We start from the raw sequence: 25374 nt of genomic DNA on the forward strand, positions 1-25374 counted from the left end.
TTTCTGATAGGGGGTTTTCCAATCAATCAAAAAGCTTTTTGTATTCTCCGTATCCTTCTCTTTCAAGATCTTGGAGCGGGATGAACCTTAATGAAGCAGAATTGATGCAATAACGTAAGCCCGATGGTCCCGGTCCATCATTGAAAACATGCCCCAGATGGGAATCGGCCGTTTTTGAGCGAACTTCGATCCTTCTCATACCATAACTCGTATCGAGGTTTTCCACCACTTCCTCTTCTTTAAGCGGTTTAGTGAAGCTTGGCCAACCGCAGCCTGAATCGAACTTTTCCTTTGAAGTGAAAAGAGGATTACCTGAAACGATATCCACATATAATCCTTCCTCCTTCATGTTCCAATATTCATTGTTAAAGGCGGGTTCCGTTCCATTATTTTGTGTAACTTCATATTGAATCGGAGTGAGTTTCTTTTTTAATTCTTCTTTACTTTTCATTTTTTTCCCCCCAGTGATGTTGTATGAATGCTTTGCGTCCTGAGCCGATCGAATATCTTTCATAATGCTCAGGTTGCTTTTTATAATAATGCTGGTGGTATGTCTCAGCCGGATAGAATGTTTTGGCTGGTATTATCGGAGTTACGATCGATCCAGAAAATTTCCCGCTCGCCTGCAGCTTGGCTTTGGATGCTTCTGCAATTTCACGTTGGTTTTCGTCATGATAAAAAATCGCCGTTTGATAGGAACTTCCCCGGTCATAAAATTGCCCGCCAGCATCTGTCGGGTCAATTTGCTGCCAAAACAACTCGATAATCTTCTCATATGGATATACGCTTGGATCAAAGGTGATCTGAACGGCTTCATAATGTCCCGTGGTTTCAGAACAAACTTCTTTGTATGTGGGATTTTTCGTAGTCCCGCCTGTATAGCCTGAGATAACGGATTCGATGCCAGGCTGTTCATCGAACGGTTTCACCATGCACCAGAAACATCCACCTGCGAATGTTGCTTTCTCTAATTGCTTTGTCAAATGAAAATCCTCCTTTTTTACAAACCATCCATTGAATGCATTTTAACGCTTTTATTTTACCCTGTAAAATAATATGCCGATCGAACCTCTTTACGAAAATGGTCCATTCCCTTTTAAAAAATTAGACACACGCCCAAGCATAATTACATATGTTAAAAACATAATGGAAAAATGAGAGGTGTTTGAAATGAGCGATAAACAATCATATTCACAAAAATCGGTAACATATGATTTACTATCGTCTTATAATAAAAACAGCGATCCGCAATTCCAAGATTATTATTACCATAAGCATTTGAAAAATCTCGAAAAAGCAACAAAACAATTGGGATTTGCACAACTGGATATCACACTGCCGGCACAAGTTCGCTTTTTACACGCTGTCCCGACAGCTCCCTCATTTGATGTTTATGCAAATGAAATGCTTATCCTCAAAAGTTTCTCATATAAAGAGAACAATGGTTATTTACCACTGCCTCCTGGCAAGCACCAATTGGATATATACCTCAGCAGCCAAAGCACCTTACCTCTTTTAAGCCGTAAATTGGCCCTCGAAAGCGGGAGCTCCTATACCATTGCTCTAGCGCCTCCACAGGCTAATGAATCGTTGAAAATGTTATCTTTCGAGGATAATCCATTTGTTCCTCCGAATGAAGCGAAGGTTCGATTCATCCAGCTTTCACATGATTTACTCTCGGTGGATATTGCCGTCAAAGATGGAGATGTCGTTTTTGATCAACTCCATTTCAGGAAAGCAAGCGAATATCTTAATATTCATCCAATGATAATTGACTTTGAAGTGAGGATATCGGGAACAAAAGAGATCGCACTCCCTTTGCCAAACAAGGCTTTCCAAGATAATACACCATCCACCATTTATATAATCGGATCGAATCGGGAATCATCTTCACTAGAATCCCTAATGCTCTCTCCATAATGGATAAAAAAACAGGGTTCATCGAAATACTTAGATAACAAAACATAGGATAGTTAGTCTATAAGGGCTAATCATCCTTTTTTCATATTCCACCAAATAATAATGCTGATCAATATGGATAAAAAGAATTGATATGGAAGGCTCTTTTAGTAAAGATTGTTGTTTTTAAAAACTAAACGATTTAAGGATGATTGGAGCGCAAGTGCGAGACTCCTGCGGGAGCAGCGGGACAGGTGAGACCCCACGAGGATCACTTGCCCGCCCCGCGGAAAGCGAGCATCTGGAGGGGAAATTAACCACACCGCTTTACTTGGGAATAGCAACAAAGTACGTGAAAACAGCCATATGGAAATAGTAAGGTAACTCCCCATTTGTTCACAACCAATATTTAGCATTTTAATCAAATCTCCAAGTCCCCTGTATTTAGACTTGATGATTCATAAGAACAGATACTCGTTCCTTCTAGGAGAGGGCTGTTATTTAATTTTACTAATAAGTTTTTTAAACTGTAAATCACCATATCCTAATGTTGGGAAGTGGATAAATAACCTGTTAATCAATTGTGGTTCTGGCAGGCCTTTATTTTTAGAAATATAATTTGTAACTGGATTATCTTCTTTTAACATTTCTAAATATATGTCTATTGCCTGATACATTACTGGCAATACTTCAATTGATGTTTTTGTATGATTTAATAATACATCTTCATATACCGTTAAATAGTTGCCTAATTTAAGTTCAGTTTGCCTTACTTTAAATTCATCCTCTCTAAAACTGTTCAAGAACACTCTACCGCTATAATCGCCCTGTTCAAGGTGAGCAAGAATTGTAAGAAGATTCATTTGGCAAAACATATCTTCACCAAACCACAAAACGATGCATTCATAATCTTTGTTAAATAGATTATTTAATGGATTAATTACCTTGTCGATATAATTTTCAACTAATTCATGGTGTCCTATCGCTCTTGTTTTTATGAATTCCTCATTAAAAATGTTCTTAGTAGTTGTATTTACACACATAGCTTCGTTAAATGGAGCATAGTCTGTATTCCTCATTAGTTTTTTATCTTTAAACTCATCATACATAGCTTGGCCATTCAATATATTGAGTACATATTCGTCAAACAACTCTCTTTGTTGGTTGTGTATTTGATCAATCTCGATTTTTCTCGAAAAATTCATTCTGCACCACCCTTTTTTTATGAATAGTGAGCTTATTGAATGATTGAACCGGCATCCTGTTAAGTTGAAATTCTCTAGGACTAATGCCAAAAACAGTTTTAAACGCCCTACTATATGCTTCTTGCGAAGAATAATCATAATCAAAAGCAATATCAATTATTCTCTTACCACTTACTAAATCATTTGTAGATAAGTAAAGCCTTCTAAGGAGCATAAAACACTTATACCTGTCATTTGGTGGAATTTAGTACACGCAATAATAAGGCGAGTATCCCAGATCAGGGTTTTAGGTTTTTTTCAACCAAAGGGGGCGTAAAAAAAACCACACATTTTAGACATATCTAAAATGCGTGGTCCTTTTACATCAAATACTTAACACATCTAACCTGGTCTTTCTTCCATTTACTCGCTATCACTGTAAAGATGATGGGATGGTCAATAAAAATGAAATGTCATCATTTTCAAGGTCGAATTCTTTCGCCTTCACCCTAATATCACTTTTCAGTTCCATATCCTGTAATGACACATAAATACTTTCGTCATTGGGACTGATGCTAACCCAATCCGGCATGCTATAACGCTCATTTATTAAATTCATTACATATGAAACAGGAAGGTTCATTTTTCCGACTGCAATTGATTTTTGCTTTAAGATCAAATCCCCATTTTTTTGGGCAATTGGTTCAAAAGTCAATTTCATTTCCACTTCACGGTTGAAAAATGGCATCGTTCCATATAACTCAACTTCATCCGTCAAATACACTTCATAGTGAATGGATCCCGTGAGCCCTTCTTTATCCAAATACTGGTTGATTAATCTCGTCAAATCTTCCCGATTCGTGTGAACTTGAAATTGGATATCTTCTTCATGGCTTACTTTCGGTATCAGCTCTTTATCTTTAGTCGGCAGATTAACTAAAATCGTTACAAACAGGATGACCAGGATGTTTAGGGCTAATAGGGAAATAAACAAAGTCTTCCATTTGACATTTGTCATTCTTGGTCATCATCTCCTTTGGCACTCGCTTCCAATGTGTCCTTTCCGATAGTGGTAATATCCATATCATTATAAATTCTTGTCGCGATTAATTCATAACCGCGGTCATTTGGGTGAAAATAATCCTCGGCATACAGCAAATCTTCTTCGGAATTCTCGAAAATGTCTGCTATTTCAATAAAATAGGCTGAATCATATTCTTCGATAATCTCTTTCCCGCTTTCATTCCAATCATTCATGATCATATCAAGTTCGTAAAAATCTGCGAACCATTTGGAAAATGGATTATAGACGCCCACAAGATAAATTTGCGCATGATCATTTTCGGAACGAACCTTATCAAGTATCTGCCTTAATCTTTTTTCATACCCTATTTTCGCAGAATCAAACTGATTCAGTTCCAAGTCCGAGAAATTCTGCTTAAAGACCTTCATGATATCATTTCCACCGATCGTGACGACAACCGAATCAGCTTGCTTTATGTCTTCTTTAATCCTAGCTTTATCCAGTCTTTTCAATAGTTGGTCGGTCCTATTTCCACGTATGCCATGATTAATCATCTCAACGGAAGTAATCGATGGTTCTTTTTCCAGCTTATTTTGTAAATAAGGCAGATAGCCGCCATTATCTTTACTATCGCCGACACCTTGAGTCAAGGAATCGCCAATCGATACGATTTTCACAGGGTCCGGAAAAAAGCTGGCAGGAATGGTTTCCTTTTTACTCAGCTCAACTATGCTTTTCTGCTGAACAGATGGCTGATTTGAGGCTGTTTCACTTTGGCCGCAGCCCGAGATCCAAACTAAGCATATGAAAAGACAGGTGATTCTGTACCTCATGACCCTCACCTTCCTACCCATATATTATATCATGCAGAAAACGAATGATTGCAAACAATATATCTTCTTTTTCATTGTACTTTTAGCTTGAGCCTTCCTTACTATACCATATGAAAAATGCAGTGAATTAAAGCTAGTCCTATAAAAATTAGCATGTTACTTAGCATGCAAAATCATTCTTCACTTCCGCTGTTTCTTCAAAAACAAATTGCCATTTTTTCACCATCTCTTAAGCCCTAATGAAGCCATTGTAAAATGATGGATGAAAACAGAAAGAACAGGTCATTTAACCTGTTCAATAATTCTGTAAAATTTTAATATGCTTAATGATTTCATCAAAGGGAATATCTTGCAGACCTGTATAATCCATGATGATCTTTCCTTCTTGATCAATTAGAAAAAAGCTGGTCCCATGAATCACCTGATCTTCTGCTTCAGGTTTTTTGACGATCGTTTTAAAGTTATCCAATGCAAACTGCTCGATTTCTTCCTGACCATAACCGGTCAGAAAGTGCCAATTTCCGTAATCTACATTAAATTGGTCGCCATACCTTTTTAAAACATCAGGTTTGTCAATTTCCGGGTCCACGGAAAATGAAACGAACTCAACATCCGTAATACCTTCATCCTTCAATTGCTGCTGAAGCTTCGTCATATTAGAAGTCATGGGGAGGCAGACAGTCTCGCAGCTTGTGAATATAAAATCCGCTACCCAAACCTTTCCTTTTAGATCGCTTTTTGAGAAAGGTTTACCCTCCTGATCAATGTAACTGAAATCTTCAAGGTCCCAATTTTTAGCATCAGGTACACCATTGGAACCGCATGCTGCCAACAGCAAAAAAATTGATGCTCCCATAGCTGCCATAAGCAAATGCAGCTTTCTCATCCCTACCCCGTCCTTTATGTATAAAATATTCTGTTACTTCATTTATTCTAACAGACCAATCGTAATGAGAACAGCAACTATTTCTACGAATTAAAGACAATTGTAAAGTGACAAAACCTCCGCCATATGCAGTTTCATATGTTTCGTCCATATCAGTCCCAATAATACATGATTGCCATGGCGCCTTCACCTGTATGAGTACTGACAACGGCCGTTGTTGCTTCTATCTTTATATCTTTATATCCTGTTAAGTCTGCAATGGCCTGGCGGACCTTATCCGCTATTTCGAGTCCATTCGCATGTACAAAACCAATGCCACTAATTTTTTTTCCTTGTGTATCTTCTTTGAATTTCTTGACGATGAACTTCACGACCTGTGACTGGCTCCTGGCTTTGGCTACAGGATTCAGTACACCATCATCCAGAAGTGCAATCGGCTTTATGTGCAGCAATGAACCGATAAAAGCAGAAACTTTGCCAATCCTTCCACCCTTAACGAGGTTATCAAGAGTTTCTATGACAATGATTAAACTTGACTGCTTTTTAATATGTTCCAATCGTTCAATTATCTCGGCTACGGACTTCCCTTCCTTCGCCATCTTCGCTGCCTCGATCACCTGAAATGACATCGCTTTTGAAATGAATTTAGAATCAAGAACGGTAACCTTCACTTCAGACATGCTAGCTGCGCTTTCCGCTGAGCGAACGGTGCCGCTCATGCCTCCTGTCATATGTATGGAAATAATCTCGCTGCCGTCTTTTCCGAGTTCATCATATACCTCCACAAAGGTACCTACGGCTGGTTGTGAGCTTTTTGGCAGTTCTTTTGACTGGTTCATCCTTTTCAGGAATTCTTCTTGTTCGATTTCAACCTTATCCAAAAAGGTCTCCCCATCTATAAAGATGGATAAAGGGACCATTGTTATCTCATAAAATTCCAGTTCCTCTGGTGTCATATCCACTGTCGAGTCTGTTACTATCTTTACTTTATTCATCATTACACATCCCTAACTTAACATATCTATTGTATTATACCTATTCAAGGTACTCATTCAAACCAAAGGTCTTCTTTTTCAAGTGAAGTGATACTATTCTATTGAAATGATTACACAAAAAAAGACCGTTCCATGAGCTAACCTGAACACATGCCCGATTTATTCGATATTGCTTGGCATTGTGTCATCTCTTTTAACGGAGAAGTTAGCTATGGAACAGTCCGCATTAAGCATTATTGAGTAAACTTCCAAAAAAAAGCTTGTTATAGACGGGCCATTTGAGTACGGATGCTAAATAATGCTTAAATGAGTAATTTTCTTTATGATCTTTATTGGCAAAAACCTTCTTAACAAACACTTCCAAACGCACGGTCAACATAAAAAAATTCGGATCACTAGGCAGTAAGACAGGTATTTCTGAAATTGTAACCTTATGTCCAAAACAATCTTTGAATTCCAAGCATTTGAACATCAAAATATCAATCCTCATTTTTAACCGATTGCTTACATTATACACAATAAATCCAAAAGTATAAATATTCAAATGTGGAAAAAAACAGAGAAATCAGATTGACTTTCATAAAAAAAAAGACCCATAAGGGCAAAATGCCATTATGGGCCTCTTCTTATAAACCTTCCTCGTAGGTGTCTTCCCGCAAGCTTTCACGTTTCACCCTTCGTTTATAAACGAGTTTTGATAACGATATACTGATTTCATATAATAACAGCAATGGAACCATCACCATGAAGTCTGACATAAAGTCAGGCGGCGTAATCGATATCGCTATGACAACCAGTACAAAGTATGCATACTTCCTTAACTTTTGAAGCACGTAAGGATTTATTATGCCAATGGAAGTCAAAAACATGGTAACGACAGGAAGTTCAAATAGTACAGCAAAAGGTATCGTCATATTAAATACGAATGAAAAGTACTTATCTGCTGTAAAACTGGTTATGAACATCCCATCTCCCAGTTCAATCAAAAATTGAAGAATGGTCGGGAAGATGACAAAATACCCGAAAGCCAGCCCTCCGATAAAAAGCAGGAAAAGTGCCGGAATATAAGCAAGGGTCGCCCTTACTTCATTTGGCATCAAAGCGGGTTTGACGAATAGCCAGATTTGCAAAGCAATTACAGGTATGGTTGCCGCAATGGCTACGACACCTGAGAGCATAAAGTAAACCCAGATAATATCACTCGGTCCCAATACCATCAGATCAAAATCAAGATCTTTCACGAACCAATTATAGATCTCCTCGACATAAATAAAACTGGCGATAAAAAAGATCAAAAAAGCAACAGCAGTAATGATGAGCCGTTTTCTCAATTCATCGAGATGATCGATGATATTTAATTCTTTATCTTCCAAAGTTGATCACGCCTTCATCTGAAAATCCGTATCTTTGTTCCAGCATAAAGGCGCAAGACGATTGCATCTTACGCCCAGCATTCAATCATTCATGATTTTTTTGTTGTATCTTCTTATCTTCTTCATAATCACCTTTTGTTAAATCACTCGTGGACTTTTTAAACTCACGAAGTGTTTGTCCAAAAGCACGTCCAATTTCCGGAAGTTTCTTCGGACCAAAGATAATTAAAGCCAATATTAAGATGAGAATTAGACCAGGTACTCCAATGTTTGACATGGATACATCCCCTTTGGTGTTGTAATTAGACCTACTCCGATTATAATACCATTTCCAACCAATTGAAAGGGAACTGGCAATTCGTCATAGAATGGTAACAATTATCGACAGTTTGCCCATATACGCCTGAGCCGGCAGAATAAAATGTAAAAACATAGGTTTTATTCTATCCTAATTTAACATTTAATCCATGATTAAATCAATAAGTGAAATAAATTACTGTCTTTATTGACCTCTACGAAAGAGAATCCTTTCTTGTTCATCCTCTGAATGAGCCCTTCATAATCATTTTTATCTTTCAGTTCTACGCCAACCAAGGCCGGACCGCTTTCTTTATTATTTTTCTTCGTATATTCAAAACGGCTTATATCGTCATTCGGTCCTAACACTTCATCGAGGAATTCCCTTAAAGCTCCAGCACGTTGTGGGAAATTCACGATAAAATAATAAAGCAGCCCTTCATATAATAAGGATTTCTCCTTAATTTCCTGCATACGCCCAATGTCGTTATTCCCTCCGCTGACCATGCATACAACCGTTTTGCCTTTGATTTGTTCCTTGTATAAATCCAACGCAGCTACAGATATAGCCCCTGCCGGTTCAGCGACAATCGCATGCTGATTATATAAATCGAGAATCGTCGTACAGATTTGGCCCGAAGGAACGACAACGATATCTTCCAGGTTTTCCTTACAAAGCTGGTATGTCAATTGTCCCACACACTTGACCGCTGCCCCGTCAACAAATGTATCGATGTTTTCAAGTTCAGAAACTTTTCCTTCCTTGAAGGAGTACTCCATCGAAGCAGCACCTTGCGGCTCAACACCAATGCATTTCGTATTTGGGGAAACCGATTTGAAATAACTCGATACTCCGGCCATTAAACCGCCACCGCCCATAGCGGCAAATACATAGTCGATTCCATCTTCACAATCATTCAGGATTTCTACAGCCGTTGTACCCTGCCCGGCGATTACCTTTTCATCGTCAAATGGATGGATAAAGGAACGCTCTTCTTTTTCACAGCATTCCATCGCCATGGCAAATGCATCATCGAAAGTATCCCCGACAAGGATGATTTCCACATTATCCCTGCCGAATAACTGCACTTGATCGACTTTTTGCCTTGGAGTTGTAGCAGGCATATAAATTTTCCCATGGATACCTAATTGGCTGCAGGAAAAAGCTACTCCTTGTGCATGGTTTCCTGCACTGGCACAAACGACTCCATTCTTCGTCTCTTCCTCGGTCAGGCTTTTCATTTTATAGTAAGCCCCTCTTAATTTAAAGGAACGTACGTGTTGTAGGTCCTCACGTTTTAAATAAACATTACAATCATATTTTTCAGAGAGCCTCTGATTTTTTTGTAAAGGAGTATGCAAAACGATTTCTTTTAGTTCTCTATAGGCAATTAGAATATCTTCCAATTGAATCCCCCTATTCTTAGATGCAGTCTGATTCATAACAATCCCTCATTTCCTTCCTTAATGAATTCAATCATTATAGCACTTTACTGTTATTAATGTAATTGATTTTTCTAAAAATTCTTTCTTTTGTTCGTTCCATACCAAAAAAAATCCGATTACGGTCATTTCCCCATAATCGGATTAGCACTTTATTTTTTTTGTAGAATAATAAAATCATGTGCATAACGATTTTTTTCATCGATGCTGCCTGGGTTCGATGAGATTTTATCCCATTGACTTTCATCAATCACGGGAAAGAACGTATCACCTTCAAAGGTTTCATGAATTTCCGTTATATACAGGCGATCGGTAACAGGAAGGATCTCCTTGAAGATTTCGGCTCCGCCAATAACGAAAACTTCCTCATCACGGTTATCTGCAAACGTTTTGATTTGTGCAATATCATGTAAAACTACGCAGCCTTCCGCTTTAAAATCCTGATTTCGGGTAACGATGACATTTTCCCGGCCAGGCAGGACCCTGCCGATCGATTCAAATGTTTTTCGGCCCATTACGATCGGATGGCCCATCGTCACTTTTTTAAAATACTGTAAATCTGCCGGTAAATGCCATGGCAGTTCATTGTTTTTACCTATCACACGATTTTGATCCATTGCCACTATCAACGATATCATATGCTAACCTCACCTTTTATATGGGGATGGGCTTCGTAATTTTCCAAAACGAAGTCCTCGAAGCTAAAATCAAAGATATTTTTCACATCTGGATTGATTTTCATGATTGGCAATGGTTTGGGATCACGGGTCAACTGCAGTTCCACTTGTTCAAGGTGGTTAGAGTAGATGTGGACATCCCCGAAAGTATGTACAAATTCGCCAACTTCCAGATCACACACCTGGGCGATCATCATCGTTAAGAGCGCATACGAGGCTATATTAAATGGAACACCTAAAAAGACGTCCGCTGAACGTTGGTATAGCTGGCATGAAAGCTTTCCATCAGCGACATAGAATTGAAAGAAAGCATGGCAAGGCGGCAAGGCCATTTCGTCCAGTTCCCCAACATTCCAAGCACTGACTATCAATCTTCTTGAATTTGGATTCGTTTTTATTTGTTCGATCAATTCACTGATTTGGTCGATTTGCCTTCCATCGGCCGTTCCCCAAGAACGCCATTGATGACCATAAATCGGACCTAATTCCCCATTTTCGTCAGCCCATTCATTCCAAATCCGCACGCTGTTTTCCTGAAGGTAGCCAACGTTTGTATCACCCTTCAAAAACCATAATAATTCATGGATAATCGCTTTTAAACTAACCTTTTTCGTTGTAAGTACAGGGAATCCATCTTTTAAGTTGAATCTCATTTGATATCCAAAGGTGCTGATCGTTCCTGTTCCCGTACGATCGCCTTTTTGCGTTCCATTTTCGAGTACATGCTTACATAAATCTAAATATTGCTTCATGATAAACCACCTTTTCTACTTTCATTCTCCTTATTTTAACGTATTATTGCCCAATGTTTAATCTAATTGTTTAATAAAATTATAAGTCTCGGGGGCTTTTTTTCTAAGCAATTGATTTTGTTCATTGTTCACATAAAACATGGCAAACGTTTCTGCAAAGTATTCCTCAGGATAATTGGAAAAATACGTAATCCCCGGAAACAGCCCATCCACTTCCTTACCCCAAATCTTCAAATAATCCATGTCTTTACGGATTCCACCAAACACTATATTATCAATTGAATGCCCTAGCTCATGCAGTTCCAAATTAACGGAGCCATGCCCGTTACCCTTGTCACTTGCTCCGATTTTAACCAATACCGTATGTGATCCGCCCATACCAGGCACATCATCCCAAGTTGTTTCTTTATTCAAATAACCACGCGGAGTTTTCCCCTTTAATTTGGCCGCGGATTGATTTTCTGTTATATCACCATCAAATAGTTTGATCCTCACACCACTTTCTGCAGTTTTCACCAAAAGGGAATGAGGCAGTTTATTAATGGTTCCAGCAATTTTGAGTGCTTCCCTTTCATCGAACTCCTCTTCCGGAAATAAAAATATCCTTTGTAATTCTTTATTCCCTTTAAAAAGTTCAGCTTGTCTTAAAAGATTATCTTTGTTTAAATTGCGCCATTTTACCCCTTCATCCTTCGCTAACGTATAGGAGAGCATGGAGAGTAAAAAGACAAATAATGCAAGTATGGATAACCATTTCTTCCTTTTCACACTCTTCTCCCCTTTCTTCATTTCTTATTATCGTTAAGAAAATATAAGTAATTTACAATCTCTAAATCTTACATACTATTATATTAGTATAACATATTGATCTAGTGTAAAAAATCTATGTTTTTTTGGTATTTCCGGTTGCACATTCATTCGAAGAAGAACAATCGATCCAGTCTTTTCATATATCAACAATATATAATCGTAAAAGGTTTAAGGTGATCGCATGGAAACCAACAATAAAAAAGCCATTTTGGATGAACACCGTGAACTTGCAGAAGAAGTCCTTGATATCTACAGTTTAAAAGTGTTCATCATTCTCGACCTTTTTCTATTCTCCATTTTCTTTGGCATACTGCTGCATCCGCTAATGTCTTCTCTTTGGCTTAACTTTTTATTGCCTTTTCTTTTCTTCACTACATTTACCGGCCTTCTTCACTTACTTGAAATTTTCCTAAAAAAAAGCTGACATCATCTTTGATGTCAGCTCAGACTGTAGACAAACTCGATGAAAATCGAGTTTGTCTATTTTTATGGCTTGTACAATTTGGACGTCGATTTCCACTCCAGGCACTCGGCTTTCGCCTGCGGGGTCTCCCCTAGACGCGCTTTTCCCGCAGGAGTCTCGTACCTTCCGTTCCAATCAACTTTGTCTTACCTTTTAGATAGAACACTTTTGCCTGGAGTCATTTTTTTTTTAAAATAGAAGTATTAAAACTTGAGGTGATGAGGATGCTTTCTAAACATGATTCTATTCAGCGAGATCAACTTGAAATGATTACTTTAGATCAACTGGTGCCACCGAACCATTTGGTTCGTAAAATGGAGGCTGCCATTGACTTCACTTTCATTTATGACTTGGTGAAAGATATGTATTCAGAGGTAGGACGCCCAAGGATTGATCCAGTTATTTTAGTTAAACTGACTTTCATTCAATATACCTTCGGTATTCGTTCCATGCGTAAAACGATTGAAGAAGTTGAAACCAATATGGCTTACCGTTGGTTCTTAGGCTATGGTTTCCATGATAAAGCACCTCATTTCTCTACGTTCGGGAAAAATTATGAGCGACGCTTTAAAGATACAGACCTTTTTGAACAGATTTTCTATCGCATTTTAATGACAGCTGCTAATAAAAATTTAATAAGTGCTGAACACGTTTTCGTGGATTCCACACATGTGAAAGCCAGTGCGAATAAACGGAAATTTGAAAAGAAAATCGTTCGTAAAGAAACAAGAGCGTATCAAGGACGTCTTCAAGAAGAAATCAATCAAGATCGTGAAAACCATGGAAAAAAGCCTTTTCCACCAGATAAATTTGATAAAGAAGAGACCAAAGAGATTAAAGAAAGTACAACGGATTCTGAGAGTGGCTACTATGTGAAAGATGAACGAACAAAACAGTTTGCCTATTTATTTCACGCGGCCGCACACCGCAACGGTTTTGTATTGGGAACGATTGTAACACCTGGAAATACACATGACAGTCAGATCTTAGAGCCACTAGTTGAACAAGTGATTGAGAAAGTTGGAAAACCGGATGCCGTTGCCGCAGATGCAGCTTATAAAACACCAGCGATTACAAGCTACCTATTTAACAAAGAAATCATACCGGCTTTACCTTATACACGTCCTCGCACCAAAGAAGGATTTTTCCGCAAACAGGACTATGTATACGATGAACATTTTGATTGTTACCTTTGCCCTTCGGGCGAAACTTTAAAGTACTCAACAACAAATAAAGAGGGCTATCGCGAGTACAAATCGCCAAAACAAATTTGTACTACATGCTCATTTTTATCTCGGTGTACAGAAAGCAAAGACTGTCAAAAAGTGGTGACACGGCATATCTGGCAAACACATGTGGAAGAAGCAGATCATCTGCGTCATCATCAAGATGTAAAACCTATATATGCGAAGCGTAAAGAAACGATTGAGCGTGTATTCGCAGATGCAAAAGAAAAGCATGGTATGCGTTGGACTACTTTAAGGGGACTTAAAAAATTGTCTATGCAGACGATGCTTACTTTCGCTGCCATTAATTTAAAGAAGATGGCCAATTGGACATGGCGAGGTCCAAAAATGGCCTAATATAGTGGGCTCGTAGAGCCCCAATCTCTTAACTTTAGGCGAAATTCAGAGGGAATTTCAAAAGGGGTTCAGAATTATAAAATTCTGAACCCCTTTTGTCTACAAACTGAGCTGACATCATCTTTGATGTCAGCTTTTTTTAATTGTGCTCAAACATGTTTCTTGAGCTTTTTCCCTTTCTTCAAATGAAATACTATCGTAGTGCCGAAAATCAGCAAAATAAAGGCAAAAAAGATTGCAGCCGGGATTTCGATACCTGCAACGGCCATCAGCATTTTTATAGCAATGAATCCGATAAGGACATATGCAGCAGTTTCCAATTCAGGAACCTTATCTATCAATTTTAGAAATAACCCCGCCACTCCCCGCATCATCAAGACACCAATCATACCGCCTGTCAAAAGGACCCAGACTTTTTCACTCACCCCGAATGCGGCCAAGACACTATCGACGGAAAATGCTATATCCATCAATTCCACTGCCGCAACCGTTCCCCATAATGTACCAAACATACGAATCAGAATGCTGTTTTTACTCATTCCCTGGATATCTTCGTCAGTCCCAGCTTGCTTTTTTTTATTTCTAAAGTATTTAAACGAAAGCCAGCCAAGGTAGGCGGCTCCAATCACCTTCACCCACCAAAGCTTAATGAGGAAAACACCGATTCCTATCGCAAAGAATCTAAAAGCGTAAGCACCTAATAAACCATAAAAAAGTGCTTTTTTCCGTTGTTTTTCAGGAAGGTGCCTGACCATTACAGCTAATACCAGAGCGTTATCCGCTGATAGTAATCCTTCCATTAATACGAGCGTTCCAATCAATCCCCAGCTCACCGGGTCGGATAAAACCTCCACCCACATATGCCAGTCAAAAAATTGGGCATACGTTTGCATGATGTTATTTAACAACTCTGACATGATAAAGACTCCTCTGCTACTATAACAGCAAAATTAGAAAACCTTTTAAAAATAACCTTGTTCCCCGTTATGATAAAAACTCTACTTTTATTTAAACACAAAATAAATACGTTGCATTTACAACGTATCATTTCGATGATTATTAGAAATCCATTTACATTTCATCATACTCTTACAACTAAATAAAATCAACGAAACCAACCACTATGAGAGCCTTTGTTTACTCGTCCACTCTGGCGGCGTATTTTTATCCCAATATATTTTCCCGATATTATAATGGGTGGCAAATGAATCATGATGGGTATGATAGTGAAAATCGAACCAATATCCTTCCAGTGGGGGATTTTCCTGCCTGACATGGAATCTGATGATATCCTTCCCGCTGATTGAATCAAAAATATGAAATATCTTCTCGGCCCTGCCAGCACTCGGCTGCTCAGTGATGGTTAATTGCTGTAATTTTTCATCTGGAAATTGTTCAGCCATTTCTGTAATGGCTTCTTCCATTTTTGGTAAGATGGCCATTTTGAACTCATCGCCAATTTTAGGATTGATCTTTTCGCCAAACTTCATAAATGCATTTTCCTCTGCCTTATTCAGAATGCCCGATAAAAATTCTTCCCGATTGAATTCTTCCTTAAGTTCAGTTGAATTCTGCGAAGGAAGATAGGCTAATCCCTCTTCTTCCACTAATCCCTTTTTAGTATCCTTTAACGAATCGGCTTCCGCTAGCCACGCCAGATCTGAAGGAGTGACAAAACCAAACGTCAAAACGGATACTAAAATGACGAGACTTTTCCTGAACCAAACCGTTGCTTTCAACTCACACTCCCCCTCCTTTTTTGTATTGTCTTTATATTTAGTATACTTTTATTTTTTGGTAATTACGAATATATAGTTACCTATGTTTTGAAAATCAAAAAAAAGGATAAATACCTATATAAACTTCATGAACCAGAACTTTTTTAGTAAATTTCAACAATTTTACTTTTTAATGAAGGATTTTGACGATTATTGGAGAAATTAATTAGATTCAAGTCTTTTTAAGGAGGGGTCTTATATGGCTTCGACTGCCATGTTGGCTTTATGTCTTGTAACATTAGCATTTTTCGTATATTTATCATTTGCTGATTAAGAATAGATGAATACCTACGAAAAATCTCCTTGTCATTTTTCTACAATGACAAGGTTTTCTTTTCACTCAAACATAAGCCTAACCTTTTGGCAGATAAAAGGACTGAATAATGGAGGAATCATTTTGGAAAACAACAATGAAATCATTAAAGATAGGGATTACAAAAGGGAAACAGATAAAGGGAACGCTGGAATGGTCGTTACAGCCCATCCTGTAGCCACTTCCATCGGGGAAAAAATATTACGTGAAGGTGGAAATGCTGTCGATGCGGCTGTTGCCATCCAATTTGCCCTAAATATTGTGGAACCCATGATGACTGGTATCGGGGGAAGTGGTTTCCTTATGGTATATAACGCTAAAGATAAAGAAACGAAAATATACGATGGCCATGTAAGGGCACCTAAAGCCGCACATCGAGACATGTTTCTTGATGATAAAGGGGAAGTCATCCCTTTTAAAGAAAGATCAATCAAAGCTACAGCAGTTGGCATCCCCGGAATCTTGAAAGCTATGGATGAAGCACTCGCCGCTAATGGCAGCAAGCCATTAGCGGACCTCATCGAGCCATCCATTGAATTTGCTGAAAAAGGAGTTCCCGTCAATTGGGTTCTTTGCGATGCACTTAAAAATTTTGAATATCGATTGGGTGCTGAAGCGCGTAAGTTCTTCATGCCAAACGGAAAACCGTATCAAGATGGTGATCTGCTCAAAAAAGAAAAACTGGCGAATACCTATCGGATATTACAGCGTGAAGGCATTTCCGCTTTTTATGAAGGTGAAATCGGAGAAGGCATCATTTCCTGCATACAGGAACTTGGAGGGTTCATGGAGCTTTCTGATTTAAAGGACTATAAAGCTACCATCGATGTTCCCTTGTATGGGACATATAAGGATTATCAAATTGCATCATCGAATGCCCCAAGTGCTGGCGGATTCACGGTCATCCAAATCCTGAAAATATTGGAGAGCTTCCATATAGAACAATATGATGTCCGTTCTTGGGAAAAATATTATTTAATAGCAGAAGCGATGCGGCTGGCATTTACAGATAAAAAGGCATTCCTCGCTGATCCTGAATTCGCCGAATTGCCATTGGCTGGTCTCATGCATGATGAGTATATAACTAAACGCCGCTCCTTCATAAATTTCAAAACAAGAAATAATGCCATTGACTTTGGAAACCCTTGGATTTATGATTCCGTAAAACAAAGGGAAGTCGTTCCGCAGCCTAATGAAGAAGATATCAGTGAAACGACACACTTCACTGTCCGTGACAGATGGGGGAATATAGCAGCATGCACTTCTACAGTGGAACATCCATTCGGATCAGGGATCATGGTTTCCGATTATGGTTTCATGCTGAATAACGAACTGACTGATTTCGATTCCATTCCAGGCGGCATGAATGAAGTGCAGCCCAATAAACGCCCAGTCAGCTGTAAAAGCCCGACCATCATCTTTAAAGATGGCGAGCCGATCTTGACGTTAGGTTCACCTGGTGGACCGACCATCATCAGTTCAGTCGTACAAACGATCATTAATGTACTCGATTTAAAAATGGATTTGAAAGCAGCCATCGAGGAACCTAGAATTTTCACTCCAATGGGCCCTCATATTGAATGGGAGCCTGGAATGGATATCACTAGCAAAGGCCACTTGGAAGCGATGGGCTTCGCCTTTAATGAAGTTCCCCACTCTATAGGGAATGTCCAAGCGATTCAAATCAACCCTGATGGCTCGAACTATGGTGCTGCCGATTCAAGCCGAGAAGGCTGTGCCATTGGTCTTGATGAAACAGATTATAAATCGTGATCACTGGATTGAATGAAGCCAAAATGGAATTTGGATGTTTTTCTCTTTATTACCTCAAATCCAAATTCCTCAAAGCGGGAGCTGCGAAAATGGTCTTTCAACACGACTCTCTTGCGTGCAACCCGCTTGGCTTCATTCATTATTTCCACAGATAACTCCTTACCTACCGCAAAATGAGTAAGTCCCCTGATTCCATTCGATTCCTGAATCGTTTCTTCAAACATGGGATCGAAATATACGACATCAAAATGATTATCCGGCAATGTTTTCAATATTTCGTAATGATCACCGTGCATGACCTCAACTCTTCGCATCGCAGAAACCATCTTTTCTTCTGCATTCTCCCATGTCTTCATCCCGTGTCCCACGAGCAATGCCAAATATTGATTTCCTTCCAATGCGACAACCTGTCCATGTTCACCCACTGCGAAACTTGCGACTATCGCATCCGAGCCCAAGCCCATTGTACAATCAAGCACAGCGTTCCCTTTGTTTATATCTCCGGCAATGAGAAATGGGTCACTCTCGCCGCGCATTATTCTTTTAATACGGATCATCGCCAGGTTCGGGTGAAAAAAGAATGGTTCTTCTTCCTGGTATCGATATAACTCCATCCGCTTATTACCAAAAACAAGGCAATCATCTTCATTCTGTTCCGCTTGAATATCTCTGACCGATCTTTTTCTTCTGGCTATAAAGGGGATTTTTAATTCTTCAGCTAACCTTTTGGCTAATATCATCGTTTCTTTACCGGCTCTTCCTACTGTTGTGACAAACATGTATCCTACCCCTTCATACTCTCTAAAATTTGAAAAGAATGCCCTGTTTCCAGGGCATTCCGCTTCATCACTTATTTATTTGACTGAATGCTGCCAATAAATTTTCCATGATAGCTTCCATTGGCTGTCCTTCTATATCATGGCGAGGAATGAAATGTACGACCTCTTTGCCCTTTAAAAGAGCCATGGATGGTGAAGAAGGTTCTATTCCATCGAAGTATTCCCGCATTTTAGCTGTCGCTTCCTTATCTTGGCCAGCAAATACAGTTACCAAATGATCTGGCTTATTGTCTGCTTGAAGTACCGCTTGAGTAGCAGCTGGACGGGCTAACCCGGCTGCACAGCCGCAAACTGAATTCACGACCACAAGTGTCGTACCATCTACCGATTGCATAAAGCTTTCTACCGCTTCTGCGGATTCCAACTCATCAAAACCTGCTTGCACCAGTTCCGCCCGCATTGGTTTCACCATTTGTTTCATATATTCATCATATGCCATAGACATAAAAAAACCTCCTTGGTTACAATTCTTCAATTAGTCTAATCATACTATATTCTTAAGTGCATATGCAAAAATGACGCTTAAAGCTTTGTAAAATTTCATTGTTCTTCACAAAAAAACATGGTGACAGAATCCACTTTCATTCTGTCTCCATGTTTTTTTAAGCTTCCTTTTAGCTTAAACTTTCATCACGCCGCCTGAGCTGGCATTCGTCACAAGTTTGGAATAACGTGCTAAATAGCCTGTCCTGACTTTTGACTCGAAGCCTTTCCAATTGGCTTTGCGTTTTTCGAATTCTTCATCGGAAATTTCCAATTCGATTTTACGATTATTCAAATCCAATTCGATGATATCTCCATCTTCAACAAAGGCAATCGGTCCTCCCTCAGCTGCTTCGGGGGATATATGACCAATGCTGATGCCTCGGGATGCGCCTGAAAAGCGGCCATCGGTGATCAAACCGACTTTCGCTCCAAGTCCCCTCCCGACGATTTGGGAAGTGGGTGCCAACATTTCCGGCATACCCGGCCCGCCTTTAGGGCCTTCGTAACGAATGACCACTACATCCCCTTCTTTGACCTTCCCAGTAATGATCCCTGAAAGTGCATCTTCCTGGGAATCGAAACAAATGGCAGGACCCCTGTGGTAGCCACCAACTGATGCGTCAACCGCCCCTACTTTTACAATGGAGCCTTGAGGAGCAAGGTTACCAAATAATACAGCAAGCCCGCCACGCTCAGAATGCGGATTATCTAACGGATGGATGACATCCTTGTCCAATATTTCACAGCCGGCAACATTTTCACGGAGCGTTTTACCTGAGACAGAAAGGCAGTCCCCATTAAAGGCACCTGGTTTTTTGAGTAACTCATTAATGACGGCACTTACACCACCGGCATTATGGACATCTTCAATATGATAATCGGATGCCGGTGCGATTTTCGCTAAATGCGGTACTCGGTTAGCTATTTCATTTATGCGTTCCATTGGATATTCAAAACCTGCTTCATGTGCCAATGCAAGTGTATGAAGAACGGTGTTGGTCGAACCGCCCATCGCCATATCCAAGGCAAAGGCATTATCAATAGCTTCAATCGTTACGATATCACGAGGCTTGATATCCTGTTTGATTAACTCCATCAACTGTTTAGCGGATTTCTTAACGAATTCCTTACGTTCTTCGGCTACGGCCAAAATCGTTCCATTTCCCGGAAGTGCAAGTCCTAAGCCTTCCGCCAGGCAGTTCATGGAGTTCGCCGTGAACATTCCTGAACAAGAACCGCAAGTAGGGCAAGCAACTTGCTCGATTTCCTGCAAATCTTCTTCATTGATATTACCTGCTTGATAAGCGCCCACACCTTCAAACACGGATGTTAGTGAAAGAGATTTACCGTTTTTGTCTTTACCTGCTTTCATGGGTCCGCCACTTACGAATATTGTTGGAATATTGACACGAAGTGCTGCCATCATCATTCCCGGCGTTATCTTGTCACAGTTTGGAATGCAAACCATCCCGTCAAACCAATGTGCTGATACAACAGTTTCCACGGAATCCGCAATGATTTCACGACTTGGCAACGAATAGCGCATACCAATATGACCCATTGCAATTCCATCATCCACCCCAATCGTATTAAATTCGAAAGGAACACCGCCAGCCTCGCGAATCGCTTCCTTCACTATTTTTCCGAATTCCTGAAGGTGGACATGACCTGGAACGATGTCGATGTAAGAATTACAAACCGCGATGAACGGTTTACCGAAATCTTCTTCTTTAACCCCTGCTGCCCGCAACAGACTTCTATGTGGAGCTCGATCGACCCCTTTTGTAATCATGTCACTTCTCATATTTGATGTAGACATTTGTTGTACCCCCAATTTCCACTAAATGTTTAATGATTCAATATAATATAATTTTTAGTATACTCTAAAAATTCTAACATATTTACATCCAAATGCAACCATTCAATACAAAATATCTACAAAAATCATTTTACTAAAATAATAGCGATCAAATTTATATCAGAAAAACTTCTGTATAACGAAATATTAGCCATTTTGAATGTTTTGGATTTCGACCTAGGGGAACGATTGTCAAGTGACTTGAAGATCCGCTTCAAGAATAAAAAGGCATACGGATTAAATCATCCGCATGCCTTTTGCCTGTAACCTTTACAGGTTCCATTAAGTAATTCCCCATTAAATCTCACTTGTCATTTGCTTGTCTTGATTCTGTCATTTGCTTCCAAACCGAACCTTTTGCTTCTTCCCCATTTTCTATACGGTCAATGGCCATCTTGACTTGCAGGGCCACTTCGAATTCAGGGTCCTGTTCCGCTTGCTTTAGATAAGGGAGGGTCGTTTCATTTCCCACTTCATATAAAAACATCGCCGCCCTCCATCTAACCAATTTATTTTTATCCGAAAGTGATTGAGACATTTCTCCCATCGCTTCTTCAAAGCCAAGATCGGATAAACAATCCCCAGCCGTACGTCTTACGGCTGCACTTTTATCTTTCAATGCTTTATACAAGCTCGGAAGCACTTTTCTATCTTCGATCATACCCAAGTATACTACCGCGAGCCGTCGAATCGAGACCTTACCATCGGAGAGTGCCATGTCCAATACGGGTATATCATCAACCGTTGGATCTTCCATTTGTTCTAAAGCCTGATATCGCTTTTCCCAGCTTTCGTCCTTCAGCATTTCTGCAGTCAGTTTAATTTTTGGTCGTTTCAAAATTGCTTCCTTCGCATCCACCATTTCTTTTGCAGCGGCTACCAGCCGATTAATTCGTTCTTCCGGGTAAGCTGCAATCAACTCATCGGATACTTCCTTCACGATATCTTCCATATCACCATACCTTACGCCATAATCCTTCCATTTTCGAAGCAGGACTACATTGTCCTCTTCTTTTTGGGCCGCTGAAATGCCCTTTAAGAAATAATCCGGTAAGGCAAAACGTTTTTCGTGTTGGCTATCACTTGCTTTAATTTGCATCGGAATGCCCTTGAATTGTTGAATGGCAACAGTTACTTCACCGTAATGTTCATTTAATGCCGTTTGTTGATTTTGTTCTTCGGTTTTTTCCCCGAAAACCTGACGGATTTGGACCAAAATATCTTTCCAATCATATTTCGCATTTCGCTCAACGGCTAAGAAGTCCGCAACATGATATACCCCTTTCACTCCCTCGATCGTAAATAAATCTCTAATCAGCTGGGGTGCTTGGTCAGCTTGATCTTTCTTATAATTATTGCTTTTACCAGCTAATAGCTCTTCAGTTAAATTGATTTTCATTGTATTCGGACTTGGTGTAGGTTCTATCGACTTAATTTTCAATGCATTTCTCTCCTTTAACAAGACGTTTCCATGTACTAGATATTATCACATCGGCAACAGATTCTCATGCAATTGAGATTGGCCAAAAAAAGACCGGTCCAGGCTTGTTCCCTTGGACCGGTCATCCCGCTCATTCCTCTTCCAATTTTTCCGCTAAATACGTCCATCTTTCCATCAAATGGTCTAATTTATCCGTTAGTTCCTTTTCTTCTTCAAGCAGCATGCGGACTTTTTCAAAGTCGCTTCCCGCTGCAGACATTTCTGATGTTATGTCTTTCAGGCGCAACTCGACCCTTTCCATGTTCCCTTCTATCTCTTCCCATTCCTTACTTTCCGCATAAGTTAGTTTTTTCTTTTTCTTTTCGGTCCGGTTCATCTGAGGTTCTGGTGCTTTTACTGTCACGGCCTCTTCAGTCTTTTCTTCCAAGAACTCTGAATAACTGCCGTAATAGAAATCAATTTCAGCTTTATTCTTGAAAACAAGAAGCTGATGGCACGTCTTATCCAGGAAATACCTATCATGTGAAACAGTAATGACTACACCTGAAAACGTTTCTAAATAATCCTCCAGAACGGTCAAGGTTTGTGTGTCCAAATCATTCGTCGGTTCATCCAAAAGCAGGACATTAGGTGCCGACATCAAAATGTTAAGAAGATATAAACGCCTTTTCTCCCCACCGGAAAGCTTGCGAATAGGCGTCCCATGAGACCCCATTGGAAACAAGAACCTTTCAAGCATCTGTGCAGCCGATATGAAACTACCATCTTTAAGGGCAATTGAATCCGCCGTTTCCCGAATATACTCGATCATGCGCAAATTCTCATCCATATCGACGCTTTCTTGCGTATAGTACCCTATTTTCACGGTTTGCCCTTTTTCCAGGTTTCCTTCATCTATCGATTCCCGTCCGGCCAGGATATTTAACAAGGTTGATTTTCCACTGCCATTATTACCGACGATCCCAATTCGATCACCCGGTTTGAAGAGGAAGGAAAAATGGTTGATGATGGTTTTATCACCGAAGGATTTAGAAACATCCTGCATCTCGAGTACCTTTTTCCCAAGGCGGGCACCGCTTAATTCCATTTCCAGGTTCTCGGTTTTCTGCTTATCCTTTACACCTGATTCCAATGTTTCGAAGCGTTGGATCCTGGCCTTTTGTTTCGTTGTACGGGCCTTTGCGCCTTTACGGATCCAGGCCAGCTCTTTTTTGAATAGACTTTCCTTTTTCGATCTTTCAGCCGTTTCGTTCTCTTCACGAATGGCCTTTGATTCTAAATAATCCGCATAATTTCCTTTGTATTCGAAAAGCTGCGTTTGGGCAATTTCCCAAATCTTATTGGACACGCGATCAAGGAAATATCGATCATGGGTCACAAATAAAACGGACTTTTGATATTTCCCCAAATATTCTTCAAGCCAAGTGATGCTTTCAAAATCGAGATGGTTCGTCGGCTCATCCAAAATCAGTAAATCAGGGGTCTCAATCAAGGTTTTTGCCAGGGCCGCACGTTTTTTTTGGCCACCTGACAGTTCCCCCAATTTCCTCGAGTGATCAGGAAGACCAAGTTTGGTCAGTATCGTTCTGGCATTGGCACTTGTATCCCAGGCACCAAGCGTGTCCATATCCTGTTGCTGCTTTAACAAACGGTCCTGAATTACGCTATTCTGTGGATCTACCTGTAGTTGAACGAGCGTCTTTTCATACTCCTTAATCAACGAAAATACAGGAGTTGAACTTTCATACATATATTCCATGATCGTCAATTTCTCATCAAAATGCGGATCTTGGGATAGATAGGAAATCGTGTAATCATTCGGATGATCCTTCGTTCCTAAATCACTGTCTTCCAAGCCTGCGATGATATTCAATAATGTCGATTTGCCGGTGCCGTTTATGCCAACGATCCCGATTTTTTCCCCTTCGGTAATGGAAAAAGAGACATCTTTAAAAAGCAGCTTTTCCCCTTGGGTTTTCATTACATGTTCCATGCTAAAAACTTTCATAATCGTACATCCCATTCCTTATTAAATTCCTCTAAAAACCCAACCATATATTCATGCCTATCACTTGCAATCTTCTTGGCTGTACAAGTATTGAGCATATCTTGCAAACGCAATAATTTTTCATGAAAATGATGAATGGTTGAGCTTTTGCCACTCCTGTATTCCTTCTTGGTCATGTTTTCCCTTATGGGCAATGAAGGATCATACATAAGTTGTCCCTTTTTTCCGCCATATGCAAATGTCCTGGCTATGCCAATGGCACCAATTGCATCCAAGCGGTCAGCGTCCTGAACAATTTCAGCCTCAATCGAAGGAAGCTTCAACTGCCCTGCACTATATGAAATTGTATGGATGATCCGTTTGACGGCATCAACACTATCAATATCCAACTTAATTTCATCAAACCAAACGTCAAGCTTTTTCCAGCCTTCATCGGCTTCATGGTTTAGTTTATCATCCGGGATATCATGAAGCAAAGCCGCCATTTCAATGATAAACTCATTTCCTTTTCGTTCTTCTTTAGCAATATGTAAAGCCAGCTTACGAACACGATCGATATGGAACCAATCATGGCCGCTGGCATCGGAATTCATTTGGTCATATACATACTTCTCCGTCAGTTCAATCATCGTTTGTTTCATATCACCACTCCATGTCCC

General features: G+C 39.8%; 25 protein-coding genes and 1 pseudogene. 4 read left to right on the forward strand and 22 right to left on the reverse strand.

The annotated features are described in order from the left end of the window. Positions 1–22: 22 nt before the first annotated feature. Positions 23–451 carry a peptide-methionine (R)-S-oxide reductase MsrB gene (msrB, locus tag JNUCC41_RS24025; protein ID WP_192205176.1) on the reverse strand — a complete coding sequence of 143 codons (429 nt, stop codon included), beginning with the start codon at positions 449–451 and terminating at the stop codon, positions 23–25. Next, positions 441–932: a peptide-methionine (S)-S-oxide reductase MsrA gene (gene msrA / locus JNUCC41_RS24030; protein ID WP_430624080.1), complete on the reverse strand. Its 492-nt coding sequence runs from the start codon at positions 930–932 to the stop codon at positions 441–443. The genes msrB and msrA overlap by 11 nt, the downstream gene beginning before the upstream one ends. Before the next feature lie 238 nt (positions 933–1170). On the opposite strand from msrA, the gene JNUCC41_RS24035 reads away from it, so the two are divergent. Continuing rightward, complete coding sequence (locus tag JNUCC41_RS24035; protein WP_192205178.1) at positions 1171–1920, forward strand: DUF4397 domain-containing protein; 750 nt, start codon at positions 1171–1173, stop codon at positions 1918–1920. A gap of 476 nt (positions 1921–2396) precedes the next feature. On the opposite strand, the pseudogene JNUCC41_RS24040 reads toward JNUCC41_RS24035, so the two are convergent. From JNUCC41_RS24040 to JNUCC41_RS24095, 12 genes and pseudogenes are all read right to left on the reverse strand, one after another. Beyond that, positions 2397–3381, reverse strand: a pseudogene (locus JNUCC41_RS24040) (helix-turn-helix domain-containing protein); the annotation flags it as partial. 135 nt (positions 3382–3516) lie between these two features. Beyond that, complete coding sequence (locus JNUCC41_RS24045; RefSeq protein WP_192205179.1) at positions 3517–4101, reverse strand: YpmS family protein; 585 nt, start codon at positions 4099–4101, stop codon at positions 3517–3519. Then, a complete protein-coding gene (locus tag JNUCC41_RS24050) occupies positions 4098–4940 on the reverse strand; it encodes an SGNH/GDSL hydrolase family protein (RefSeq protein WP_192205180.1) in 843 nt (280 codons plus the stop codon). The genes JNUCC41_RS24045 and JNUCC41_RS24050 overlap by 4 nt, the downstream gene beginning before the upstream one ends. A gap of 295 nt (positions 4941–5235) precedes the next feature. Further along, positions 5236–5826: an SCO family protein gene (locus tag JNUCC41_RS24055; RefSeq protein WP_192205181.1), complete on the reverse strand. Its 591-nt coding sequence runs from the start codon at positions 5824–5826 to the stop codon at positions 5236–5238. Positions 5827–5978: 152 nt separating this feature from the next. Further along, complete coding sequence (locus JNUCC41_RS24060) at positions 5979–6821, reverse strand: DegV family protein (RefSeq protein WP_192205182.1); 843 nt, start codon at positions 6819–6821, stop codon at positions 5979–5981. Positions 6822–7047: 226 nt separating this feature from the next. Continuing rightward, positions 7048–7311 carry a DUF2535 family protein gene (locus JNUCC41_RS24065; RefSeq protein WP_306804680.1) on the reverse strand — a complete coding sequence of 88 codons (264 nt, stop codon included), beginning with the start codon at positions 7309–7311 and terminating at the stop codon, positions 7048–7050. 136 nt (positions 7312–7447) lie between these two features. Continuing rightward, positions 7448–8194, reverse strand: coding sequence for a twin-arginine translocase subunit TatC (gene tatC / locus JNUCC41_RS24070; protein WP_192205183.1), 747 nt, complete (start codon positions 8192–8194; stop codon positions 7448–7450). An 85-nt stretch (positions 8195–8279) separates the two neighbouring features. Beyond that, on the reverse strand, positions 8280–8471 hold the full coding sequence (gene tatA / locus JNUCC41_RS24075) for a twin-arginine translocase TatA/TatE family subunit (protein ID WP_192205184.1): 192 nt from the start codon (positions 8469–8471) through the stop codon (positions 8280–8282). 194 nt (positions 8472–8665) lie between these two features. Next, entirely contained in the window at positions 8666–9934 is a 1269-nt protein-coding gene (gene ilvA, locus JNUCC41_RS24080; RefSeq protein WP_141994643.1) for a threonine ammonia-lyase IlvA, read from the reverse strand. Positions 9935–10086: 152 nt separating this feature from the next. After that, a complete protein-coding gene (locus JNUCC41_RS24085) occupies positions 10087–10572 on the reverse strand; it encodes a dihydrofolate reductase (protein ID WP_192205185.1) in 486 nt (161 codons plus the stop codon). Beyond that, positions 10569–11363: a thymidylate synthase gene (locus tag JNUCC41_RS24090; protein ID WP_098369320.1), complete on the reverse strand. Its 795-nt coding sequence runs from the start codon at positions 11361–11363 to the stop codon at positions 10569–10571. Before JNUCC41_RS24090 ends, JNUCC41_RS24085 begins: the two co-directional genes overlap by 4 nt. Positions 11364–11420: 57 nt before the next feature. Further along, a complete protein-coding gene (locus JNUCC41_RS24095; protein WP_192205186.1) occupies positions 11421–12131 on the reverse strand; it encodes an anthrax toxin lethal factor-related metalloendopeptidase in 711 nt (236 codons plus the stop codon). 223 nt (positions 12132–12354) lie between these two features. Between JNUCC41_RS24095 and JNUCC41_RS24100 the strand changes: the two genes are divergently transcribed. Both JNUCC41_RS24100 and JNUCC41_RS24105 read left to right on the forward strand, forming a co-directional pair. Beyond that, positions 12355–12597: a hypothetical protein gene (locus JNUCC41_RS24100; RefSeq protein WP_192205187.1), complete on the forward strand. Its 243-nt coding sequence runs from the start codon at positions 12355–12357 to the stop codon at positions 12595–12597. 263 nt (positions 12598–12860) lie between these two features. Then, a complete protein-coding gene (locus JNUCC41_RS24105) occupies positions 12861–14219 on the forward strand; it encodes an IS1182 family transposase (protein WP_192205188.1) in 1359 nt (452 codons plus the stop codon). A 149-nt stretch (positions 14220–14368) separates the two neighbouring features. Here JNUCC41_RS24105 and JNUCC41_RS24110 read toward each other — a convergent pair whose 3' ends face one another. Together JNUCC41_RS24110 and JNUCC41_RS24115 are read right to left on the reverse strand one after the other, a co-directional pair. After that, on the reverse strand, positions 14369–15136 hold the full coding sequence (locus tag JNUCC41_RS24110) for a TerC family protein (RefSeq protein ID WP_192205189.1): 768 nt from the start codon (positions 15134–15136) through the stop codon (positions 14369–14371). A 204-nt stretch (positions 15137–15340) separates the two neighbouring features. Beyond that, entirely contained in the window at positions 15341–15958 is a 618-nt protein-coding gene (locus JNUCC41_RS24115) for a YpjP family protein (protein WP_192205190.1), read from the reverse strand. Positions 15959–16394: 436 nt separating this feature from the next. On the opposite strand from JNUCC41_RS24115, the gene ggt reads away from it, so the two are divergent. Further along, a complete protein-coding gene (gene ggt / locus JNUCC41_RS24120) occupies positions 16395–18083 on the forward strand; it encodes a gamma-glutamyltransferase (protein WP_228467439.1) in 1689 nt (562 codons plus the stop codon). On the opposite strand, the gene JNUCC41_RS24125 is transcribed toward ggt, so the two are convergent. The 6 genes from JNUCC41_RS24125 to JNUCC41_RS24150 all read right to left on the reverse strand — a co-directional run bounded on the left by JNUCC41_RS24125 (position 18071) and on the right by JNUCC41_RS24150 (position 25356). Further along, the gene (locus JNUCC41_RS24125) at positions 18071–18862 is read right to left on the reverse strand and encodes a class I SAM-dependent methyltransferase (RefSeq protein ID WP_192205191.1); all 792 of its coding nucleotides are present in this window, start codon (positions 18860–18862) and stop codon (positions 18071–18073) included. The genes ggt and JNUCC41_RS24125 overlap by 13 nt on opposite strands. 67 nt (positions 18863–18929) lie before the next feature. Beyond that, positions 18930–19367, reverse strand: coding sequence for a BrxA/BrxB family bacilliredoxin (locus tag JNUCC41_RS24130; RefSeq protein ID WP_192205192.1), 438 nt, complete (start codon positions 19365–19367; stop codon positions 18930–18932). 174 nt (positions 19368–19541) lie between these two features. Further along, a complete protein-coding gene (gene ilvD, locus JNUCC41_RS24135; RefSeq protein ID WP_192208319.1) occupies positions 19542–21212 on the reverse strand; it encodes a dihydroxy-acid dehydratase in 1671 nt (556 codons plus the stop codon). A 358-nt stretch (positions 21213–21570) separates the two neighbouring features. Continuing rightward, the gene (locus tag JNUCC41_RS24140; protein WP_192205193.1) at positions 21571–22707 is read right to left on the reverse strand and encodes a conserved virulence factor C family protein; all 1137 of its coding nucleotides are present in this window, start codon (positions 22705–22707) and stop codon (positions 21571–21573) included. A gap of 130 nt (positions 22708–22837) precedes the next feature. Continuing rightward, a complete protein-coding gene (locus JNUCC41_RS24145; RefSeq protein ID WP_192205194.1) occupies positions 22838–24715 on the reverse strand; it encodes an ABC-F family ATP-binding cassette domain-containing protein in 1878 nt (625 codons plus the stop codon). Beyond that, positions 24712–25356, reverse strand: a complete 645-nt coding sequence (locus JNUCC41_RS24150; protein ID WP_192205195.1) for an HD domain-containing protein — start codon at positions 25354–25356, stop codon at positions 24712–24714. The genes JNUCC41_RS24145 and JNUCC41_RS24150 overlap by 4 nt, the downstream gene beginning before the upstream one ends. Positions 25357–25374: the final 18 nt, after the last annotated feature.

Origin of the sequence: Brevibacillus sp. JNUCC-41 (assembly GCF_014844095.1) — a bacterium.
Classification (GTDB): domain Bacteria; phylum Bacillota; class Bacilli; order Bacillales; family DSM-1321; genus Peribacillus; species Peribacillus aracenensis.

What these genes read in the sequence shown, in the direction of transcription:
- JNUCC41_RS24105 (WP_192205188.1), top strand. Translation starts at nt 12,861, where the DNA reads ATGCTTTCTAAACATGATTCTATTCAGCGAGATCAACTTGAAATGATT.
- ilvA (WP_141994643.1), bottom strand. Translation starts at nt 9,934, where the DNA reads ATGAATCAGACTGCATCTAAGAATAGGGGGATTCAATTGGAAGATATT.
- JNUCC41_RS24110 (WP_192205189.1), bottom strand. Translation starts at nt 15,136, where the DNA reads ATGTCAGAGTTGTTAAATAACATCATGCAAACGTATGCCCAATTTTTT.
- JNUCC41_RS24150 (WP_192205195.1), bottom strand. Translation starts at nt 25,356, where the DNA reads ATGAAACAAACGATGATTGAACTGACGGAGAAGTATGTATATGACCAA.
- JNUCC41_RS24090 (WP_098369320.1), bottom strand. Translation starts at nt 11,363, where the DNA reads ATGAAGCAATATTTAGATTTATGTAAGCATGTACTCGAAAATGGAACG.
- msrB (WP_192205176.1), bottom strand. Translation starts at nt 451, where the DNA reads ATGAAAAGTAAAGAAGAATTAAAAAAGAAACTCACTCCGATTCAATAT.
- JNUCC41_RS24060 (WP_192205182.1), bottom strand. Translation starts at nt 6,821, where the DNA reads ATGAATAAAGTAAAGATAGTAACAGACTCGACAGTGGATATGACACCA.
- msrA (WP_430624080.1), bottom strand. Translation starts at nt 932, where the DNA reads ATGGTGAAACCGTTCGATGAACAGCCTGGCATCGAATCCGTTATCTCA.
- tatA (WP_192205184.1), bottom strand. Translation starts at nt 8,471, where the DNA reads ATGTCAAACATTGGAGTACCTGGTCTAATTCTCATCTTAATATTGGCT.
- JNUCC41_RS24145 (WP_192205194.1), bottom strand. Translation starts at nt 24,715, where the DNA reads ATGAAAGTTTTTAGCATGGAACATGTAATGAAAACCCAAGGGGAAAAG.
- JNUCC41_RS24085 (WP_192205185.1), bottom strand. Translation starts at nt 10,572, where the DNA reads ATGATATCGTTGATAGTGGCAATGGATCAAAATCGTGTGATAGGTAAA.
- JNUCC41_RS24130 (WP_192205192.1), bottom strand. Translation starts at nt 19,367, where the DNA reads ATGTCTATGGCATATGATGAATATATGAAACAAATGGTGAAACCAATG.
- JNUCC41_RS24035 (WP_192205178.1), top strand. Translation starts at nt 1,171, where the DNA reads ATGAGCGATAAACAATCATATTCACAAAAATCGGTAACATATGATTTA.
- ilvD (WP_192208319.1), bottom strand. Translation starts at nt 21,212, where the DNA reads ATGAGAAGTGACATGATTACAAAAGGGGTCGATCGAGCTCCACATAGA.
- JNUCC41_RS24045 (WP_192205179.1), bottom strand. Translation starts at nt 4,101, where the DNA reads ATGACAAATGTCAAATGGAAGACTTTGTTTATTTCCCTATTAGCCCTA.
- JNUCC41_RS24125 (WP_192205191.1), bottom strand. Translation starts at nt 18,862, where the DNA reads ATGTTTGTCACAACAGTAGGAAGAGCCGGTAAAGAAACGATGATATTA.
- JNUCC41_RS24050 (WP_192205180.1), bottom strand. Translation starts at nt 4,940, where the DNA reads ATGAGGTACAGAATCACCTGTCTTTTCATATGCTTAGTTTGGATCTCG.
- JNUCC41_RS24065 (WP_306804680.1), bottom strand. Translation starts at nt 7,311, where the DNA reads ATGAGGATTGATATTTTGATGTTCAAATGCTTGGAATTCAAAGATTGT.
- JNUCC41_RS24055 (WP_192205181.1), bottom strand. Translation starts at nt 5,826, where the DNA reads ATGAGAAAGCTGCATTTGCTTATGGCAGCTATGGGAGCATCAATTTTT.
- JNUCC41_RS24100 (WP_192205187.1), top strand. Translation starts at nt 12,355, where the DNA reads ATGGAAACCAACAATAAAAAAGCCATTTTGGATGAACACCGTGAACTT.